Here is a 20,643-nt window from a genome sequence, read left to right as displayed (position 1 = left end):
GTTTGTAACTTCGATTAATTAATCTAGTTTCCCGAATGGGGTGAGTCGTGAATACCAGTCGCTTAAATCCAAATAAAATACAGCGCAAGATGGGTTCAGAATTACTGATCAACGTAACTCCATCTGAGGCGCGCGTTGCTTTAGTTGAGCATGGTGTGCTGCAAGAAGTCCATATTGAACGCCGGATGAAACGGGGTTTAGTGGGTAATATTTACAAAGGTAAAATCAGCCGTGTGTTACCCGGTATGCAAGCCGCCTTTGTCGATATTGGCTTAGATAAAGCGGCTTTTTTACATGCGTCCGACATAGTACCGCACACTGAGTGTGTCGCCGATGTTGAGAAAGGTCATTTCGTTGTTCGTGATATCGCCGAGTTAGTCCGTCAAGGGCAAGACATTATGGTGCAAGTGGTTAAAGATCCGCTGGGCACTAAGGGCGCACGCCTAACGACCGATATCACGCTGCCTTCCCGTTATTTAGTCTTTATGCCAGGTTCTAGCCATGTGGGTGTTTCCCAGCGTATTGAACTAGAAGAAGAACGCAGTCGTCTCAAACAAATTACTTTGCCCTATGTTGATGATGACGGTGGTTTTATTATCCGCACCGCCGCCGAAGGCGTAGGGGAAGATGAGTTATCCCAAGATGCGGCATTTTTACGCCGAGTTTGGTCAAAGGTGAGTGAGCGACGTAAACGCGGTGGTGTGTCGCTCCTGTATCAAGATTTAGCCTTACCTGTGCGCATTGTGCGTGATTTTGTCGGTACTGAGCTGGACCGTATTCAAGTGGATTCTCGCCGCACTTTTGCCGAGTTGCAGTCTTTTGCGCAGGAGTTTATGCCAGAGATTGCCGATAAGATTGAGCACTATTCAGGACCTGCGCCTATTTTTGATCTCTACGATGTGGAGAACGAAATTCAACGTGCACTCGGCCGTAAAGTCGAGCTCAAGTCTGGTGGCTATTTGATCATAGATCAAACCGAAGCCATGACGACTGTGGATATCAATACCGGTGCCTTTGTGGGGCACAGGAATCTTGAAGAAACCATTTTTAATACCAACCTCGAAGCGACCCAAGCGATAGCGAGGCAGTTACGTCTGCGTAATCTCGGCGGTATCATTATTATCGATTTTATCGACATGATGACGGCGGATCATAAGGCTCGTGTTCTTAGCAGCTTAACCAGCGCTTTATCTAAGGATAGGGTGAAAACCAATGTGAGTGGTTTTTCGGGGTTAGGTCTAGTCGAAATGACCCGTAAGCGTACCCGCGAAAGTTTAGAGCATGTCGTCTGCGGCGAATGTCCGGCCTGCCATGGCACGGGGAGCATGAAGACAGTCGAGACGGTTTCCTATGAGGTCTTTCGCGAAATAATCCGTTTAAACCGTGCCTACGATGCTGATGAGTTCCTGTTGTACTGTTCGCCTGCCGTGTATCAAAGTCTGCATACCGATGATAATCATCTTATTGCTGAACTTGAGGTTTACATAGGTAAGCGCATCCGTTTGCAAAATGAGCCTATGTACTCACAGCACAAATACGATGTGGTGATGATGTAGTGGCTACGCTTTTTACTGCAAAAAAATTTAGCCGTTTTTGTTGGCAATTTCTGGCGCTTATTTTGGTCTTGTTTGCGCTTGCCGTCAGTTTGATCCGTGGCTTATTACCGCAGGTTGATGAAGTTCGCCAGCAACTGGTTAATTACGTAAAAAGCGAATATAAAGTCGATGTGCAAGTGGGGGAGTTATCCGCCCATTGGCAGGCATTTGGCCCTGCAATTAACATCGATGACTTAGTGATCCCGCCACAGGAACAACTGCCTGTGACCTTGATGATCAAGAACGTACAAGTGAAGTTAGATTTTTGGCAATCGCTGCTCACGCTCACCCCGCGAATCGAAGATGTCAATTTTGAGGGTGTCCATGTCGCTTTAGACATGGATAAGCTTACTGAAAACGATCCCGCCACAATTAATAAAGCCCCGCAACTCGATTGGCTTTATGCCCTGTTACTCAAACAACTCGATAGATTCTCCTTAACCAATGCCACAGTGCAATTGCTGAGCATGCGCCAAGAGTTTCGCCCGATCCATATTCGTCATTTGAACTGGCGCAATCAGGGTGAGCGTCACCGCGGTGCGGGAGAGTTGTATCTTGATAGTGATGCCTCTGAGCATGAGTCTCTCGGATTACAGTTAGATATCAAGGGCGATGGTGCAAATCCCGACAGTTTGACTGGGCAGATTTATTTGGCGGCTAACTCTTTGGATTTAGGTGAATGGGCTTCACGTCAGCCTAATCCCTATGATTCTACTCAAAAGTTACCCTTAGAAGGGGTTGTCAATCTTAAGGCTTGGCTTACGTTTGCCGACCGCAGCATCAGTTCTGCTATGGTTCATTTTGAGCCGAGCTGGCTGCAATGGACATTAAAGCAAGAGCCGCAGAGATTTGAAATTCAAGCGGGTGACATTGTTTGGCAGCCAAAGGCGACGGGTTGGGAAGTGCAAAGTTCAGGACTGGATTTTGTCACCAATGGTGAGCATTGGCCGGCATTAACGCTGGCCGCGAAGCGTCAAAACGATGAATTATTTGCCTATGTGAATCAAGTTAATACTCAGAGTCTATTGCCGCTGCTGCCGCTATTTCCTGGAGTCGATAGAGCCGTATTACGTCAATGGCATGCGTTAGCTCCCGAGGCGAATATTGGACCAATCCGCCTGTATCAAACAGCCGACCAGCCTTTGCTCGCCAGTACCGAAGTGAAGCAGTTGCATTGGCAGAAGGTCGACGGTATTCCCAATACTCATCCTGTAGATGTGAACCTGCGCTGGCAAGATAAGACGCTGTATTTCTCTCTACCTGAACAAGTGTACACCCTCGATTTTGGTGATGAATTTTCGGCGCCATTAGTGTTCAATGGGGCGCCAATTAATGGTCAATTCGATACTGAACATCTGAGTTTAAATGTGCCTCAGTTGCAGTTTGAAAACGAAGATATCGGCGTTGATGCGGCATTGAATTTGGACTTTAGCGGTGCTGCACACATGGCGCTGGCGGCCAATGTTCGTATCAACAATGTGGCCAATGCCGACAAGTATTTCCCTAATAAGGCGATGGGTGAATCACTGGCCGAGTATTTGGATACTGGGCTTAAAGCGGGTCAGACCCAAGATGCGCAAGTTGTTTGGCGTGGTCCGTTAAGTGGTTTTCCCTTCGATGATAATAGCGGCGTATTTCAGGCAGCATTTACCTTAACAGATGCCAAATTTCAGTTTCAACCCGACTGGCCTGCGGTAACAGATCTGTCCCTTAACGCTTTGTTTGAAAATACCCGCATGGATCTTTGGTTAAACCAAGGCAAGCTGATGAATGTGGATGCCACAGGTGCCCATGTATTTATTCCCGCCATTGGTGAACAGACGCTGCTAAGGATTGAAGCCGAACTTGCTACTCAAGGCAGTGCGGCGACTAAGGTGTTACAAGCCTCACCTTTGGCGAGCTCAGTAGGCAAAACCTTAGATGTCGTGCAAGTGCAAGGTGCTGTTACTGGCACTTTAGACATCAGCATTCCACTGTATGAAGGTGAAGCTGAAGATATTCGTGGTCAAATCCGTTTTGATAATACACCGGTATATATTGCTCAGCCAGGGCTTCAACTTCATGGCGTGACTGGTGTAGTCGACTTTGCGAATGAGGTTGTGACAGGAAAAGGCATTAAAGCGCGCTTGTTCGAACAACCGCTCAGTTTAACTTTCGACACTCAGCCTAAAGGTAAAGATTTTGGCCTTAATCTTTCGCTGAAAAGTCGTTGGGAGCTCAGCCGTCTCCCCGATGAATTGCACAATCCCTTGAGTGATTTTTATCAGGGAAAAATCAGTTGGGACGGTGCTATGACTATGCTATTTACTGAGCAAGGTTATCAAATCCAAGCCAAAGTAACTTCGGATATGCTGGGGACACAACTGTTACTCCCAGGATACTTTGCTAAACCCGAAAATGAACCACGACCTTTAGTCGCTGAGTTTGTTGGCGATCAAGATGATGCGACGCTCGATGTCAAACTTGCCAGTCATGCCGAGTTTATCGGTGGTTTCGATGCCGATAAAGGCGCAAATTTTAGTTATTTTGACTTGTTATTGGGGCGTTTATTTGGTGAGGATGAAGCCAGAAATACGAAACAAGGTCATATTCAAATCGATCTCGGTAAGGCCAAATTAGCCGAATGGTTACCTGTGATTAATGCCTTTGTTGGTCAAGAGAAAATACCGAAAACGGGCATTTTAGTTGATGATATTCCACATAAAAGTTTATTTCCCGCGGTGGCGAGTATCGATTCTCATATCGGTCGGCTCGATCTTTTAGGGCAAGAACTGACGGAGCTTAGGCTTAATGCTAAGCCTAACGAGACGGGATGGCGTTTTAATACCGTTGCCAACGAATTTGACGGTTGGATCGATTTCTATCCAAATTGGAAAACTCAAGGTCTCAAAGTTGTGGCGAATAAATTCTATTTTTCACCTGAGTTAAAGCCGAACACGGATGCCGATTTTGCCAGTGATCAAGTGCTCACTAACTTGCCGCCAGTTGCAGTGAATGTGGAAGATTTTCGTTTCTTCGATAAATCCTTTGGAAAGCTCGTTTTGCAGGCGAGCCCACAAGCGGCAGGATATAAAATTCAAACATTGTCTTTGACTACGCCCAATGTCAATTTGCAGGGCAGTGGCATTTGGCAGCAACAGGCTGGACAGAATAAAACTGATCTCAGTGTTGAGTTAAATGCCACTCAGTTTAGTTATCTGTCTGCTCAATTGGGTATAGAGCCTGGCGTTAATGAAGCCCCCTTGAAGGTTAATGCGGACTTATCTTGGCAAGGTGCTCCCTATGCCTTCTCCCTCGAAACCTTAAATGGCAAGGTGAAATTCAACTTAGGCAAAGGCCACTTATCTCAGGTGAGTGACAAGGGCGCGCGGATTTTCTCCCTGTTCAGTTTAGATTCTCTGGTGCGTAAACTGTCGCTGGATTTCACCGATGTCTTCGGTCAGGGCATGTATTTCAACTCTTTCAATGGCAATCTGCAGATTGATAATGGCGTGGTGAAAACCACAGACACTGAAATGGATGCCATCGCGGGTAATATGAAGGTGCGTGGCTATACGGATCTCACCACTGAAAGTTTGAATTACGATATCCGCTTTGTGCCACAATTGGCCTCAAGTGTGCCGACTGTCGTATTGCTCAGTACCAGCGCGTGGACACTGGGTCTGGGGGCCTTTGCCCTGACAAAAGTGCTTGAGCCTGTGATTGAAGTGATTTCAGAAATTCGTTTTCGGGTGACTGGGACTATGGCTGAGCCCGTGGTCGAAGAGTTAGAGCGAAAGAGTAAAGAGATTGAAATTCCAGAATCTATTTTACCTGTGGTTGGCGTTGAGCGCCCAGCGGTGCCGACTGAACCTAAAAGTCACAACACTGATTTAACTAAGCCGATAGACGTTAAAACGATTGAAGCCAAATCAACGGAAGCTCAATCAGTCGAGGCTAAAGCAGTGCAGGCACCGAGCTCTCAAGGATCAGAGTCTCAAGAATCACAGCTTCAAGAGGCTAAATCAGCAGAACCAAAGCGAGATGAACCAAAGCCTGCTGATAAAATTAAAGAACCCGATTTAAAGCGAGTTCAACCTCAAGCAGTACCTACGCCAGAAGTGCCAGCCATACCAGAGCATCGCGAAGCAGTAGAACCGATTAAGCAAATTCAGGGAGATCAAAATGCATATCAGCCTGTTGCAATGTCAGAGCAGTCGCGACGTCAGCGCCAATCTGCAGTTTATCGAATCGCAGCTTAACGAACTCAAACGGGATGTCGATGCGCCCCATTTAGTCGTGTTACCCGAATGCAGTTTACTGTTTGGTGGCCATGAAAGTCAGCAACTTGCCTATGCGGGCGATGTTCATCAGAGTCCGCTCAAATCGGCGTTAAGTGCACTGGCCGCCAAGTATCGGGTGTTTATGGTCGCGGGGACTATTCCGGCGTTGGCTGAGGATGGTCGTGTCTATAGTCGCAGTTATTTGTTTGATGATAAAGGTGATACTTTAGGGTATTACGATAAACTACACCTTTTTGATGTGGATGTTGCCGATGGTACAAAACAATATCGCGAGAGCGAAACCTTTTGCCCCGGTGATCACATTAGCGTTATCGATACACCTTTTGGCAAAATTGGCTTAACCATCTGTTATGATTTACGCTTTCCCGACTTGTTTAGGGCGATGCGCCTTGCGGGGGCTGAGATTATTACTGTCCCTTCTGCCTTCACTAAGGTGACGGGGGAAGCCCATTGGCAGGTATTGTTACAGGCAAGAGCGATTGAAACCCAATGCGTTATTCTTGCTGCAGCTCAGTGGGGACAGCATAACGAAGGCAGTCGAGAAACCTGGGGGCAGAGCATGATAGTCGGTCCTTGGGGGAATATTTTGGCTGAACTTAAAACCGGTACGGGTTGGGTACAGGCTGAGGTCGACTTAACCGAACTGCACAGTATTCGCAGTAAAATGCTCGTCATGCAGCATAATCGTTTCCTTGAACCAAGCTTGAAATAATGTGCCAATAGCCAGCAGACGAGTTGAAATGCTGAATTTGCGCTTGAGTCGATACGCAGCATTAACACATAGAATTAGTACACCGAATTTACACTCAGAATATCAAGATCCCTTGGGGTCAAAGAGAGCATAGATGCCATTTTTAGCACAAGTAGAGCAAAGTTTATTGAAGAATGGGTTAGCGTTAGATGGCCTGCAAACCTATCTAAACACCATACATCAGCACAAAATCGATTATTCCGATCTCTATTTTCAAGGTAGTCGCCACGAATCTTGGGTGCTGGAAGACGGCATCATCAAAGACGGTAGTTTCCATATTGAACGCGGTGTGGGCGTGCGGGCCATCAGCGGTGAGAAAACGGGTTTTGCCTATGCCGACGACATCACTCCTGCCGCCTTAAGCGCTGCAGTACAGGCTGCCCGTGGCATTGCTAGTGCGGGTGAGCAGACTCAGGTACAAGCCTTTAAACGTCAAAAAGCATTGGCGTTATACGACAGCTTAGATCCGATTGCGGCGATGGAAGAAGTCAAAAAAATCAACCTGCTGAAAGAAGCCGATGCGTTTATTCGCAGTCTAGATAGCCGGATTATTCAAGTGGTGGTTAGCCTTGCTGGTGTGCACGAAGAAATCCTCGTTGCTGCGAGTGATGGCACTCTGGCGGCCGATATCCGTCCTCTGGTTCGTTTTAACTGTAGCGTGATTTTGGAAGAAAACGGTAAACGTGAACGTGGCGGCGCCGGTGGTGGTGGTCGTCATGACTACGGTGTTTTAATGGCAAGCGATGACACAGGTTTACCTATGTGTTTCGCCTTTGCCCGCGAAGCCGTGCGTCAAGCGCAGGTCAATCTAAATGCCATCGATGCACCAGCGGGTGAAATGCCAGTGGTGTTAGGTAATGGCTGGCCCGGTGTATTGCTCCACGAAGCGGTTGGACATGGTTTAGAAGGCGACTTTAACCGTAAGGGTAGCAGTGCTTTTAGCGGCAAGGTTGGTCAGCAAGTTGCGTCTAAGTTAGTGACAGTGGTCGACGATGGCACCTTGCCTAATCGTCGAGGTTCACTGAGTATCGACGATGAAGGTGTACAAACCCAAAGAACGGTATTGATTGAAGACGGTATTTTAAAGGGTTACATCCAAGACAAACTCAATGCTCGCTTAATGGGTGTTGCGCCAACGGGTAACGGCCGCCGTGAATCCTACGCACATTTGCCTATGCCACGTATGACCAATACTTATATGACGGCCGGTGAGTCTGATCCCAGTGAGATTATCAAATCGGTGAAGAAAGGCATTTATGCCCCTAATTTTGGTGGTGGCCAAGTCGATATCACTTCGGGTAAGTTTGTGTTCTCAGCATCCGAAGCCTATTTGATTGAAAATGGTGAAGTTACTCAAGCCATTAAGGGGGCCACTTTAATCGGTAATGGCCCTGAGGCTATGAGCCAGATTTCTATGGTCGGTAACGATATGGCTTTAGATCAAGGTGTGGGCGTTTGTGGTAAAGATGGTCAAAGTGTGCCTGTGGGTGTGGGTCAACCGACCCTAAAACTCGATAAGCTTACCGTGGGCGGAACAGCATAAAACCTAGAACCTTACGTCTATGGGTTCTAGTCGCTGCCCACCATGAATGTTATCATTCGCAAAGGAAATTAGAGTAACTACTCTAGAGGTGTTAATGAAACTATCACGTGTGGTATGGCTGTGCCTATTATCATTGCCTTTGGCTGGCTATGCCCAGCCGATTAGCTTTACTGATGCTTGGCAGCAAGTGCTGAAGGTGAGCGACAAGTTGCAAGCGCAATCGCAGGAAGTTAACCGCGCTAAGGGTGAACAAGAGGCGGGCGAGAGCTTAAATTTGCCCTCATTAGACATTCGCGGTAACTATATTCATTTGGATAAACCGATTGAGTTTGATCTGAAAGAATTAAATTCTGTGATTTCTATCCCGCCATCGCTTGGGGGCATTATTGCGGGTATTCCGCCGCTGCCCTTAAGTGAACAAGATATTTTTAGCGCCAGCTTACAGGCAATGTGGCCGATTTATACGGGCGGACAGATCACTGCGGCTCAAGGTATACACGCGGCTATGGTGGCCGAGAAGCAACAAGAATTACAATTGGCTACTCGTGATTTATTTACCCTGCTGGTGGATAGATATTACGCTGTCGATGTGACGTTGGCATTGGTGAATACTCAGACCGATCTGGTTGGCTCGTTAGCTAAGCATGTTGATCATGCTTTAGCACTAGAGCGCGAAGGGCAAATTGCGAAGGTTGAGCGCCTCAATGCCCAGGTCGCCCTAGACAATGCTAAAGTCAATTTAGGCAGTGCTCGTCGGCAACACGAAATGGCAGTGATCGCGCTGGCTCGTATGCTACAGCAAAGTCAGGTGAGCACAAATTCTCCCTTATTTGTACTGCCACAGGCTCCTTCATTCGCTCAACTCAGCCAAATTACCCTGAGCCAACATCCGGCGCTCAAATTACTCGAAGCGAAAGAAACGCAAGCGAACGGTTTAATAGCGTTGGAAAAAGGTAAATACCATCCAACGGTTTTCCTCTTCGGTAACTACACCTTGTATGAAGAAGACACACTCTTGACGAGCATCACACCTGACTGGATGGTTGGGGTTGGGGTCAATGTGCCACTGATCAGCCGAGATGGTCGTAGTGGTAAGGTTGAAGCGGCGAAAAGTGCACTCTTACAAGCTCGTTATACCAAGGCACAAACTAAACAAGACTTGAGCCTGCTGGTGGATCAAAGCTATCGCCAATTATTACAGGCCGAGGAAGAAGTGACGGCGCTCGATACTTCGCTCGAACTTGCTATTGAAAACCTGCGCCTGCGTGACATCGCCTTTAATCAAGGGCTTTCAACCTCTATCGACAGAGTCGATGCGGAGCTGAAACTGAGCGCAGTGAAAACTCAGCAATTGGCTGCCCGTTATCGTTACGTGCAAGCCTATGCCAGATTAATGGCCATTAGTGGTCAACTAGATGAATTTATCGGTCGTACCATAGGCCGCACTCAAGAGCAGGAGACAAACAATGCGCGCTAACAGAATACTTGCCCTTGTGGCGTTGGTCGCATTAGGCCTTATCTTAGCCTATGGACTCAAGCTCGCTTATAGCCCGCAGCCGAGTTTGTTGCAGGGCCAGATTGAAGCCCGTGAGTACAATGTTTCGTCCAAGGTGCCAGGCAGAGTCGAACAAGTGCTCGTGCGCCGCGGTGATAGTGTGGCCCAAGGGGATTTATTATTCGCGATCCGCAGTCCTGAGCTAGATGCAAAGTTAATGCAGGCCGAAGGTGGTCGTGATGCCGCTAAGGCGATGCAGCTTGAAGCCAACAACGGTGCTCGCAGCCAAGAAGTGATGGCAGCCAAGGAGCAATGGCTCAAGGCGCAGGCGGCAGCAACACTCGCTAAAACCACTTATACCCGAGTCGAAAATTTATTTAACGAAGGTGTGGCGGCAAGACAAAAACGCGATGAAGCCTTTACCCAATGGCAAGCGGCAAAATACACAGAACAAGCTGCCTTAGCCATGTATCAAATGGCAGAAGAAGGCGCGCGGACGGAAACCAAAGTGGCTGCGGCAGGTAATGCCCGTAAGGCTGAAGGTGCAGTGAAAGAAGTTAGCGCCATTATGGAAGATAGCCAAATGCGCGCACCTAAATCGGGTGAGATCAGCGACGTGCTGTTACAGGCGGGTGAATTGGCACCCAGTGGTTTTCCGATTGTCAGTTTGATTGATATGCAGGATGCTTGGGCCGTGTTCCAAGTGCGAGAAGACCAACTTAAACGTTTCAAAAAAGGTCAAAAAATTCAATTAACGATTCCGGCACTCGGGCAGGATGTGGATTTTACTGTGTCCCATATCAGTGTGATGGGTGAGTTTGCCACTTGGCGTTCGACTGAAAGTGGCCATGATTTTGATATGCGAACCTTTGAAGTGGAATTGCGTCCAAACCAGCCGATTACCGATCTGCGTGTCGGCATGTCTGTGCTGCTGCGCAGTGAGTAAAAGTCGTGACTGAACGTACGCCTCACGCCAACGCGGCGGACAAGATTAAGGACGAATTACAGCCATCGAGCATAAGCTTTATGGCGTTGCTCACAGCGTTAGTTCGCCGTGAGCTGCGTGCCCTATGGCATGACCCTTGGCAGTTAGCGCTGATAAGTTATATTCCACTACTGGGGATTTTATGCTTATGGTGGTTATTCAGTGCAGGTCTGCCAAGGCAACTGCCCGTGGCGATTGTCGACCAAGATCATAGTCAATTGAGCCGCATGTTGACCCGTCAGCTTAAGGCAAACCCGGTTACCGATCCGCAAAGTTTTACCGACTTATCCTCGGCGATAAGCGCGATGCAACAGGCGAAAGTCTACGCTATTGTGGTTTTTCCCTATGATATGAAAAAGGATTTACTTACAGGTCATAAGCCTACAATTGATGTGCGCTACAACAGTCAATTTTTGCTGGTGGGTAAGTTACTCTCAAGCCAAATTCAGCTGAGTTTAGGCGACGGATTACAGCAAGTGGCGGGTTTAAAGCAGCTCGCAAATGGTACACCGAAATCCCAAGTCGCAGTGAATTTAAGCCCAGTCAAAAGCCAAACAACAGCCCTGTTTAACCGAAATAACAATTACATAGGTTTCTTAGTACCGCCAGTGCTGATTGCGCTGTGGCAGTTGTTATCTATGTTAGTGATGGCAAACAGTTTAAATCGAGAGCTGCATTTAGCGCCTACCACTCAGGCCGATGGCATGTCGAATATCTTAACTGAACATTTTTGGCCTAAAGTGTGGGCGAAAATGGTGCTGTTTACGCCGATATTGATGCTGCAGGGCGGCTTTATTTTAGCTTGGCTGTATTTGTATCTTGCTCTGCCGATGGCGGGGAGTTTAGCCCTATTATTGCTCGCGCAATTAGTCATGTTATTGGCAGTCTGGAGCTTAGTGTTATTAATATTTGTAGTGATGCGTGACAGTGCGCGGGTCATCAGCTTTTGTACCGCTTTATTTGCGCCAGCGTTTGCCTTTATGGGCATTACTTTTCCGACTCACGAAATGCCGCAATTAGCCCAGTGGTGGCGACTTATCATGCCATCGAGCCATTATATTGAGTCCCATGTTAGTATCGTGAGTTATGGCGCTACTTGGCCAAGTGTGGCGAGCCAAATCACCAGCTATTGGGGCTTTATCTGTTTGATACCTTTGATATATTTTCTGTCGCGTAAATTACTGCCTACCACAGTTAACACCAATGCTTCAGTGACGGTTTATGACTCGGACGCAGCTATATCTGCGAAGGGGCAATAGGATGAATTTATCCAAGAGCGAACACGCAAACACACCACGTCAGCTCAGTCTGTGGCTACTGATCCTCACTGAGTTTAAGGCCATTATTAGCGATAAAGCGATCGCTGTGACCTTATTTGGCGGTGTACTGTTTTATTCGGTTTTGTATCCTTTGCCCTATTTGAATCAAGTGCCGACCGAGCAACAACTGATCGTGGTGGACTTAGATCATTCTTCCCTAAGCCGTCAATTGATCCGTCATGCCGATGCCAGCGCAAAAATTCAAGTCATAGGCCAAGTTGGTTCGATTACCGAGGCGAAGCGTTTTATTGAGACGCGTAAGGCCCACGGCTTACTCGTGATCCCAGAAGGATTCCGCCGCGATTTATTGCTCGGTAAAGGTGTGACGCTAAGCTATGGCGGTGATGCTAGTTACTTTTTGATTTATTCCGCGGTTGTTGAAGGCTTAGTTAGCGCTGGAATGGATGCGGGTAAACAAGTGCAATTGATTGGCATGCTTGCTCAAGGACAAAATCCTAAGCAGGCCCAAGAGAGTTTAAACTCGCTTCATCTTAATAGTGTTCCTGCCTTTAACCAGAGCCTAGGTTATACGCCCTATGTGGTACCTGGATTGTTCTTGCTGATTTTGCACCAAACCTTACTCATTGGTACTGGCATTTTAGGGGCAGGGCAATGGCGGCATAAAGGGTATTGGCAGCAGGTGTCACCGGTGCAATTAGTCTGTGGTCGTATTCTTGCTTTCATGTTGATTTATATCTTCTTTACCAGCTTTTATGTGGGCTATTGTTATCACTGGTATAACGTGAGTATTCAAGCGAGCCTTGGCTTAGTTGCGCTGTGGTTATTGCCGTTTTTACTGGCTACCGCCGCTGCAGGTGTTGCCATGAGTACCTTGTTCACCCGCCGCGATTTACCCACCCAAGTGCTACTGCTGATCTCTATGCCTATTCTATTCGTGTCAGGTTTTGTGTGGCCGATAGCACTGATCCCAGAACCTTTAGTACTCGGCTCACAGTTTATTCCTGCCGTACCCGCGATTATGGGCATGTTAGAACTCAATCAAATGGGCGCAAGTTGGGCGAGTGTGATGCCCAAATGGCTGCAACTATGGGGCTTATTTGCGGTCTTTTTCGGCCTAGCGATGTTGGGGATTAAGCGAAGAGCAAGATTGTTGGATGAAGCTAATCAGCTTTGATGGGACTCGCGGGACAGAGTATCTCGCGAGTGTTTACAGGTTTTGTACTCTACAGGGGCAGTTTAGGTACTTCTGCAATTAATCTTTAGAAGTAGAGACTTTCAACAATTTTACCGTCGACGAGCATATCGCACTTATCGCCTGAGCTCGACTTAGTCGCTTGAATGACGCCGGCAATCGCGCCAAATGCGCCACCTTGGCTGCTGAGTACTGAACCGAAATAGCATTGGCTAGAAATCTTGAAATCCTTGTATTTACCGCTCAAATTTTGAGTCGGAGTATAAGGCGGGAAAGTGCCTTTCATAACAGAATCGCCATTCACAGAGAGTGAAATGTTTTTGCGTTCTGTATCAAAACTGCCACCAAAAACTAAGTTAACACCCTCGATTTCAACGGTTTTTTCTTGAGCGATAATAGGTGGTTTTGCGGCGCAGGCGGCGAGAAAACAGCTGCCAATGGTCAGAGAGACTAAAGTAATTTTACGCATTTCATCTTCCTTTTGATGCGATAAAACAAATGAAGCGGTTGCTTCGCAAATTAAACTGCCCCTGTTTAATTTTTGCCGGAAGATTATATCTATATCTGCTTTATTTCCAATAACAAATTTAAAACAAGTGAAAAAATTATTCAGTTTTGAGCTTGTCCTTCGGCATGTCATCAGCCTTACTATCATATTCTAGTAGCGTGTCTTAGTGTTCAAACTGCTTTAAGCCATCTTTATCCTTGTCTATTCTATTCCGTTAATTTAACTCTCATCGTGCAGATAGCCATCAAACGGCCCTTATTGGGTTGTCTTCTTATTGGTTTTGGGGGAGAATGCGCGCCGAAAAAATAGCCGAGATACTCAGTATCTCGGTTATTTTTTATTTATGACGTATGTGTTTTAAAACAATTGAGGCCGGTAAACATCCGGAAATGATATGAGGTTCAGTTGAACCTATTTTACTGAGGAAAGACCAATGGGGCTGTTGTGTACCGGATTGTCGGTAGTTGTTGTAAATCAAGTTGTTGCGTTAGCCATTAAACCTAGAGTGCAGACGGTTAGCCGCAAGCAAAAACTAATTGCAGATGCGTGCTTAGGTGTTCAACCCTGTACAATGGGGGGGTGCTGATGAGCCAACAAAATCCGGGTTTGAAGCAGACCCTCAACTTATGGCAAGTGGTGGTGATGGGGCTTGCCTATCTCACGCCTATGGCCGTTTTTGACACCTTTGGTATTGTTTCCGAGATCACCTCTGGCCATGTGGCTACGTCTTATCTATTCGCATTGGCGGGGATTTTATTTACCGCGTTTAGTTACGGTCATTTGGTACGTAAATATCCCTATGCGGGTTCAGCTTACACTTATGCTCAAAAAACCTTTAGCCCGAATGTTGGTTTTATGGTGGGTTGGTCATCGCTGCTGGACTATATTTTTATGCCAATGATCAATATGTTGCTCGCAAAAATCTATTTAACCGCCATGTTTCCCAGCGTCGAACCTTGGATCTTTATTTTCGCTCTTGTGACCATAATGACCTTGCTTAATCTCAAGGGGATTGATCTCGTCGCGAACTTTAATGGGGTGATAGTGTTTGCACAGATCGCCATTATTGTGGTGTTCATTGGTCTAATGGGCTATAGCATTTCCCTCGGTGAAGGCGAAGGTGTCGTCGCGAGTGTGCGACCATTTTATGCCGATAATATGGCGATGGCGCCATTATTCACAGGGGCGACGATTCTGTGTTTCTCCTTCCTCGGCTTTGACGGGTTAAGTTCACTGACTGAAGAAACTAAAGATGCTCAACGTGTTATCCCTCGCGCGATTGTGTTGACGGCTTTGCTCGGTGGCGTGATTTTTGTTGGCGTGTCTTATTTTTTGCAGCTCTATTTCCCCGATATTTCCCGCTTTCAACAGCTTGATGCGGTATTGCCTGAAATTGCACTCTATGTGGGTGGTAATCTATTCCAGTCCATCGTATTAGTCGCGACCACTGTTGCCGTATTGGCATCCGGTATGGCTGCCCATGCTGGGGTTGCACGGATTTTATATGTGATGGGGCGGGATAATATGTTGCCACGTAAAGGGTTTGCTTATATCCATCCTAGATGGCGAACCCCTGCATTTAATGTCTTGTTGGTGGGGGCGCTTGCGCTATCTGCCGTCTCATTTGATTTAGAAATGGCGCTAGCCTTAGTGAATTTTGGTGCTTTAGTGGCGTTCACCTTCGTGAATTTATCCGTGATTGTGCAGTTTTACCTAAGGGATCGACGTAATAAATCTTTTAGAGACCACTTACAATACTTAGTATTGCCCCTGTGTGGCGCCGGCACTATTGGTGTGCTTTGGGTGAACTTAGAGCCACAATCATTAGAGCTGGGGCTCATTTGGGCGGCAGTGGGAGCGATGTATTTGGCTTTACGGAGTTTCCGTTTACGCCGTGCAGTAGAGCTATAAAATTAGTGAGTGTCATGGCTCATAGATGCACAGCTATAACTAAAGATGTGTAGTAGATCTAAGGGCCGTGGGTTGTCATCCTCTAATAAAATCCTCCAATAAAAAGACCCGCATTCGCGGGTCTTTTTAGTTTGCTTAATCACGTTTTAAAGCGATGGCACTGTGAAACCTAAGTTATCAGTGACCACATTTTTAGGGGTCGTGACTTTCACCGATACGCTGGTGTTGGCCGATGCCGTAAATTTCAGTGGTGAACCTAGACTGCCTTTCGCATACACAGTATTGGGAACCTCGAAGGTTTTAGGCGTTCCAGCACAATCCACGCACAATTCGATACTTGTCTGAGCTGGCATGATTTGATTCGCACTGTCGTGGACAAATACTACAAACTCAGAACTAGCACCAACGGCCACAGGTTTGATGCCATTCACACTCGGCAATAACACACCGTCTTGCATCACACTGATATAAGCCTGTGAGCCTGACATGCTCATTACTAAGGCTTTGCGGATATAGGTTTTATTGGCTTGGCCTTTGCCGCAGAGTGCGCTTTCGCATTGTGGACCGTTAAATTTACCATCGGCAAAACTATATTCTTTTGCTTGAGTATTCCAAAATGGTTCGGCTGAATTCCTAATGCCATCTTCATTGTCATCCCTAAACGCATCACCTAGATCACTAAAACCACTAGGAAGATAGGCCTCGATGTCCATACCATTGCCTGTGCATTTTTTTGCAACGCCTGAATTCGTTAAACAAGCCAAGTCAGTCACAGGCGTGCCATTGATGTCTTTACTGATATCGGCATCATCAAAGATGTTATTGCCATTGGTATCGAAGAAGGTTTCGTGACCTAAGGCATAAGCGAGAATAGTGATGCGGTGATCGGGTACTCGTGCCGTTTGTGAAGTCCAAACAACGCTACATGTCCCATTTTTAGTTAAACATGATGTTGGGATCTGGCCACCTTCTGTCGTGAAGTTGACAGCAGTATCATCGGGTGCTGGATTGCCAAAACTATCGGAGGCTCGAATGGTGATCGTTGCGGTTTCACCATTAAAGTCACCCGCTTCTGGATTGAATACTGTCGTTGATAGACTAAATCCAAGTTGTTGAGGTAGACCAGTATTCACGGTTAACTGTTCAGATTGGCTAGTGATGACTTCTTTAGTATCAGTATCAACAGCAGTGGCGACCACGCGCACAGGCGTGGGTACTGTACCGGATAATACGCGCACACTGGCGATACCTTGGGAGTTAGTCAGGCTTTGCGCATTCGCAGTGCCATTGGCAAAACTTAAACCACCGACAACCGTATCTAAGGTAAAGCTGACATTCTGTTGCGCTGCGGGTTGGCCATTGGCGCTGGTGACTTTGAAGCTGACTAAAGAGGATTCGCTTGAACCTGTGCCGCCCGCACCTTTGATGCGAATTTGTGCAGGCTCTGCCGACTCAAAACTTAAGCTGGCAAGCGTTTGGCGTTGCAGTGTGAATAGGAAATTCGCCGTGAGCGTTTGATTCCCCGCCACTGTCGTGGCGATGATTTGGTCGCTACGTCCACTGTTGCCACTGCAACTTGTGTCTTGGAAGGTCGAGCTTGCATTACCCGATAAAGTCGTAACTGGGGTATCGAGTGTGGCGTTATTGTTTGTGGTGCAATCTGAGCTAAAGCTGATGGAAGAGGGGGTTTGCACTCGCGTAACCGTGCCGTCATTGGCCTCTAATACTAAACTTGCACTTACACCAAAACTACCGCCTGCGCTGATCTTATACGCGCCATTGGTATCGGCGGTTAAGGTGCTCGCCAATTTGCCTTCGGTAAAGACAGTGCCATTGAATGAGCCGAGTTTTAGCGTGCCTTCTTGATTGACCGCATCTTTACTCAACACTTCATACAAACTGCTGGTTTGCAGCGATTGACCTTGATAGTCCACTGTGACTGTGAGGGAGTTTGCCCCTAATTCACTGTCACTAGGCGTATAGGGTACTTGCGCAATACCTTGAGTGTTGGTCAGCGCACTGGCTGGATTGAGCGCCGCTGAACCTGCAGTAAAGGTGACTTTTGCGCCTTCGATACCTTTGCTTTCGCTATCGAGCAATATGGCTTGTAATTGCACCGACTCATCGACTTTAAAGCGAGTGACTAAGGCTGAGCTGCTTAAAATACTGGCGCTGAGTTTAGGAGCGGCAGGAGAGGTACCATCGCTAGCACTTAAAAACTCAAAATTGCGGGTAGCTGTTAGCGCCGTTGTGGAATCATTTGGGGTTGTCGTTGCAGTAATTATCCCTGCATTGACAAGTAAATCAGGATTACTAACGATAATAATGGCTTCACCGTTATTGTCTGTTAGTTTGCTACGAGGTGTTAATACACCAAGGTCTGTCGTAAAGTCGACTTTCTGATTGCTCACTGTAGCTGAGCCTTTCTTTAACTTCGCGACTGCGCAAAAGCCTGTGTCTTTAGGAAAACTTTGGAGTGAAGTAACACTGCCGCATTCAGAACCCGATAAGGTCTTAAAGTCGATAGACAGTTTATAGATACCGTCAGTGGCATCTGTGCCGCCATTATCTTCATCGGCGGCGCCATTACAACCACTGAGCGCTAATGCGCCCAGTAACACCCAAGAAAATACCGCTAACATTTTGCTGAGTCGCATAAGCAACATCCTTGTGAGGCTGAAGTTAATTAGTCTTGGATTTCGCTGCGTAGATATTTAAACAGCTCTTTGGATGATTTTGATTCTGGACTTTTAGCCAGCTCTTTAGTCGCTTGACGCACCAAAGTACGCAGTTTTTGTCTGTCTAATTGCGGATAGTGCTCGACTAAGGTTTGAATTTCATCGTCACCTTGGGTTAACAAACGCTCACGCATTTTCTCAAACATCTGCAGTTTAGCGGTTTCGTTGTTGTTTTTGTTTAACACAACAGCGAGAGCAGCTTTGATCGGTTCAATATCAAAATTGCGCATCAATTTGCCGATATACTGCATATGGCGACGGTACGCCTCAGTATTGACCTTGATTTTGCGTGTTTGCAGGATAGCGTCGTACAAAAACTCATCCAGCTCGATTTTATCTAGCTGAGTCTTGCTCAGTGAAACAAGCTCCATACCGACTTTTTGCACGGCTTCGCTATCACGCTTGTCCGTTGTTTTGCTGCTGACATAATCTTCATCTATGTCGTAGGGCTGTTTAAAATGTTCTGAATCACCAACAATCTTCATATAGATAAAACCTCAAGTAATTTACTGGCTAATAATAACATCTCCAGCCAAAAATCGCCTAGGTGAATGTGTTTATACCCAAGCTACCTGAATATACGAGTTTCAGAGCGCCTAGGGTGCTTCAATTCAAGGCGCAGCAATGACAGAATGTCGGCCACCTTTTGAATTGATGCAACACGGAAGTGGAGTGCCCTAGGCGCTCCGTCCCGGCGTGTTTTAACGCACTTTATGCTGTGTTGGTTATTTTTAACTTAGCCCGCTAGGTCTGCAAATAACCGCCTTGCCTAAAGTGCGTTAAACTCCCGCTGAATCCTGCATCTTCAGGTTGTTTGGGTATAGGATACGCTCTCAAGCCTAAGTCGGCGGTGAATAATTAATGTGAATGGGATTTGTGTTTGTTATGCTACGGCAATTGCCGACAACGAAAGAGTAGCTTTGTGTCTTTGAACAGAATCGATAGTGAATTGGGCGCGCTGAAAGATGCGGTGGCCGTGGCGCTGGAATATGCCAACAAATTAGGAACGAACGCTGCCGAAGTGGCGATCAGTAAACAACAAGGTTTGTCGGTTTCTACCCGTTTAAAAGAAGTTGAAACCGTTGAATTTAATAAAGATGGTGCCTTAGGAATTACGGTTTACCGCGATGGTTGCAAGGGCAGTTCATCGACGTCGGATTTAAGTCCAGAGGCCATTGCCTTAGCGGTGAAAGCGGCCGACGATATCGCCCGTTATACTTCTCCGGATCCATTCAGTGGTCTTGCCGATAAAGCCTTGATGGCAAATCAGATCCGCGATCTTCAACTGTATTATCCACAAGATATTTCCCCCGATGAGTTAGCACAACTAGCGATCCGCGCCGAAACTGCAGCGCTCGATGCCGATCCACGTATCAATAATTCCGACGGCGCCAGTGCCAATGCTCACACTGCGGTTAAAGTGTATGGTAACAGCCACGGTTTCTTAAACGGTTATTGCAGCTCGCGTTATAGCTTAAGTTGCAGCGTGATCGGTGAAGATAGTGAAGGCAATATGCAACGGGATTACGATTACACTATCGCCCGTAAATTCAGCGAGATGCTTGCACCTGAAACGGTAGGTTTAAAGACCGCAGAGAAGACAGTAAGTCGCCTTGGTGCGCGCAAGATCGCGACGACGCGTTTACCCATTTTATTAGCGCCAGATATCGCCACAGGGTTAATCGGCCACTTTATCGGTGCTATCAGCGGTGGCAGTTTATACCGTAAATCCAGTTTCTTATTGGATTCGATCAACACCCAAATCTTCCCCGATTGGTTTAATATCGAAGAGCAGCCGCATTTACTGGGCGCATTGGCAAGCGCGAACTACGACAGTGAAGGCGTGGCGACCCAAGACAGACGCATTATTGACCGCGGCATGTTAGAAACCTATTTGCTGACCAGCTACTCGGCGCGCAAGTTAGGCTTAACCAACACGGGCCATGCGGGCGGTATTTATAACTGGACGCTCGGCCACACAGGCCAAACCTTCGACGAATTGGTGAAAGACATGGGCACAGGTTTGGTTGTGACCGAAGTCATGGGCCAAGGCGTGAACATGGTAACGGGCGATTATTCCCGTGGTGCGGCGGGTTTCTATGTTGAAAACGGTGAGATCCAATATCCAGTGGAAGAGATCACTATCGCGGGTAACTTAAAAGAGATGTTCCGTGGCGTGCAAGCCGTGAGTAAGGATTTTGATTTGCGCTCATCGATTCGTACCGGCGGTATCTTGTTATCTGAAATGAAGATTGCGGGTAACTAATCCATAGTCTCACTCGTTCTGCCGTGCTGCTATAGTGCGCTTAAGTCGTCTCAGTGCTTTAGTGCTAGTACTTTAGTGTTAGTAGCATGAATGTGG

13 protein-coding genes are annotated in these 20,643 nt (G+C 47.0%); 10 read left to right on the top strand and 3 right to left on the bottom strand.

The genetic code is table 11. From position 1 onward, the window contains the following. Positions 1-89 precede the first annotated feature (89 nt). The 8 genes from rng (at position 90) to L5L91_RS16555 (ending at position 13,106) form a co-directional block, all read left to right on the top strand. Positions 90-1,556: a ribonuclease G gene (gene rng, locus L5L91_RS16590; RefSeq protein WP_263178720.1), complete on the top strand. Its 1,467-nt coding sequence runs from the start codon at positions 90-92 to the stop codon at positions 1,554-1,556. Next, positions 1,556-5,836, top strand: coding sequence for a YhdP family protein (locus L5L91_RS16585; RefSeq protein ID WP_263237165.1), 4,281 nt, complete (start codon positions 1,556-1,558; stop codon positions 5,834-5,836). Before rng ends, L5L91_RS16585 begins: the two co-directional genes overlap by 1 nt. Next, entirely contained in the window at positions 5,760-6,590 is an 831-nt protein-coding gene (locus L5L91_RS16580) for a carbon-nitrogen hydrolase family protein (protein WP_263148064.1), read from the top strand. The genes L5L91_RS16585 and L5L91_RS16580 overlap by 77 nt, the downstream gene beginning before the upstream one ends. A gap of 133 nt (positions 6,591-6,723) precedes the next feature. Then, a complete protein-coding gene (tldD, locus tag L5L91_RS16575) occupies positions 6,724-8,172 on the top strand; it encodes a metalloprotease TldD (RefSeq protein WP_113940074.1) in 1,449 nt (482 codons plus the stop codon). Positions 8,173-8,266: 94 nt separating this feature from the next. After that, positions 8,267-9,649 (top strand): TolC family protein, encoded by a 1,383-nt coding sequence (locus L5L91_RS16570; RefSeq protein ID WP_263237163.1) that lies wholly within the window; start codon positions 8,267-8,269, stop codon positions 9,647-9,649. Further along, positions 9,639-10,613: an HlyD family secretion protein gene (locus L5L91_RS16565; RefSeq protein WP_168825663.1), complete on the top strand. Its 975-nt coding sequence runs from the start codon at positions 9,639-9,641 to the stop codon at positions 10,611-10,613. Before L5L91_RS16570 ends, L5L91_RS16565 begins: the two co-directional genes overlap by 11 nt. An 80-nt stretch (positions 10,614-10,693) precedes the next feature. Then, positions 10,694-11,911, top strand: a complete 1,218-nt coding sequence (locus L5L91_RS16560; protein ID WP_263186532.1) for an ABC transporter permease — start codon at positions 10,694-10,696, stop codon at positions 11,909-11,911. Between the two features lies 1 nt (position 11,912). Beyond that, the gene (locus L5L91_RS16555) at positions 11,913-13,106 is read left to right on the top strand and encodes an ABC transporter permease (protein ID WP_263237161.1); all 1,194 of its coding nucleotides are present in this window, start codon (positions 11,913-11,915) and stop codon (positions 13,104-13,106) included. An 85-nt stretch (positions 13,107-13,191) separates the two neighbouring features. Here L5L91_RS16555 and L5L91_RS16550 read toward each other — a convergent pair whose 3' ends face one another. Next, positions 13,192-13,593, bottom strand: a complete 402-nt coding sequence (locus tag L5L91_RS16550; RefSeq protein ID WP_107402714.1) for a hypothetical protein — start codon at positions 13,591-13,593, stop codon at positions 13,192-13,194. 624 nt (positions 13,594-14,217) lie between these two features. On the opposite strand from L5L91_RS16550, the gene L5L91_RS16545 reads away from it, so the two are divergent. Beyond that, positions 14,218-15,543: an APC family permease gene (locus L5L91_RS16545; RefSeq protein WP_263237160.1), complete on the top strand. Its 1,326-nt coding sequence runs from the start codon at positions 14,218-14,220 to the stop codon at positions 15,541-15,543. 146 nt (positions 15,544-15,689) lie between these two features. Here L5L91_RS16545 and L5L91_RS16540 read toward each other — a convergent pair whose 3' ends face one another. Then, positions 15,690-18,200, bottom strand: a complete 2,511-nt coding sequence (locus tag L5L91_RS16540) for an Ig-like domain-containing protein (RefSeq protein ID WP_263237158.1) — start codon at positions 18,198-18,200, stop codon at positions 15,690-15,692. Between the two features lie 29 nt (positions 18,201-18,229). Continuing rightward, entirely contained in the window at positions 18,230-18,766 is a 537-nt protein-coding gene (gene yjgA / locus L5L91_RS16535) for a ribosome biogenesis factor YjgA (protein WP_263237156.1), read from the bottom strand. A gap of 437 nt (positions 18,767-19,203) precedes the next feature. On the opposite strand from yjgA, the gene pmbA reads away from it, so the two are divergent. Next, positions 19,204-20,547, top strand: a complete 1,344-nt coding sequence (gene pmbA, locus L5L91_RS16530) for a metalloprotease PmbA (RefSeq protein ID WP_263237154.1) — start codon at positions 19,204-19,206, stop codon at positions 20,545-20,547. Positions 20,548-20,643: the final 96 nt, after the last annotated feature.

The sequence above is a fragment of the Shewanella sp. SM55 genome (assembly GCF_025654025.1).
Classification (GTDB): domain Bacteria; phylum Pseudomonadota; class Gammaproteobacteria; order Enterobacterales; family Shewanellaceae; genus Shewanella; species Shewanella oncorhynchi.
Note: the sequence above shows the minus strand (reverse complement) of the source record. Positions and strands in the feature narration are given on the sequence as shown.

What these genes read in the sequence shown, in the direction of transcription:
- rng (WP_263178720.1), top strand. Translation starts at nt 90, where the DNA reads ATGGGTTCAGAATTACTGATCAACGTAACTCCATCTGAGGCGCGCGTT.
- L5L91_RS16580 (WP_263148064.1), top strand. Translation starts at nt 5,760, where the DNA reads ATGCATATCAGCCTGTTGCAATGTCAGAGCAGTCGCGACGTCAGCGCC.
- tldD (WP_113940074.1), top strand. Translation starts at nt 6,724, where the DNA reads ATGCCATTTTTAGCACAAGTAGAGCAAAGTTTATTGAAGAATGGGTTA.
- L5L91_RS16570 (WP_263237163.1), top strand. Translation starts at nt 8,267, where the DNA reads ATGAAACTATCACGTGTGGTATGGCTGTGCCTATTATCATTGCCTTTG.
- L5L91_RS16565 (WP_168825663.1), top strand. Translation starts at nt 9,639, where the DNA reads ATGCGCGCTAACAGAATACTTGCCCTTGTGGCGTTGGTCGCATTAGGC.
- L5L91_RS16560 (WP_263186532.1), top strand. Translation starts at nt 10,694, where the DNA reads ATGGCGTTGCTCACAGCGTTAGTTCGCCGTGAGCTGCGTGCCCTATGG.
- L5L91_RS16555 (WP_263237161.1), top strand. Translation starts at nt 11,913, where the DNA reads ATGAATTTATCCAAGAGCGAACACGCAAACACACCACGTCAGCTCAGT.
- L5L91_RS16550 (WP_107402714.1), bottom strand. Translation starts at nt 13,593, where the DNA reads ATGCGTAAAATTACTTTAGTCTCTCTGACCATTGGCAGCTGTTTTCTC.
- L5L91_RS16545 (WP_263237160.1), top strand. Translation starts at nt 14,218, where the DNA reads ATGAGCCAACAAAATCCGGGTTTGAAGCAGACCCTCAACTTATGGCAA.
- L5L91_RS16540 (WP_263237158.1), bottom strand. Translation starts at nt 18,200, where the DNA reads ATGCGACTCAGCAAAATGTTAGCGGTATTTTCTTGGGTGTTACTGGGC.
- yjgA (WP_263237156.1), bottom strand. Translation starts at nt 18,766, where the DNA reads ATGAAGATTGTTGGTGATTCAGAACATTTTAAACAGCCCTACGACATA.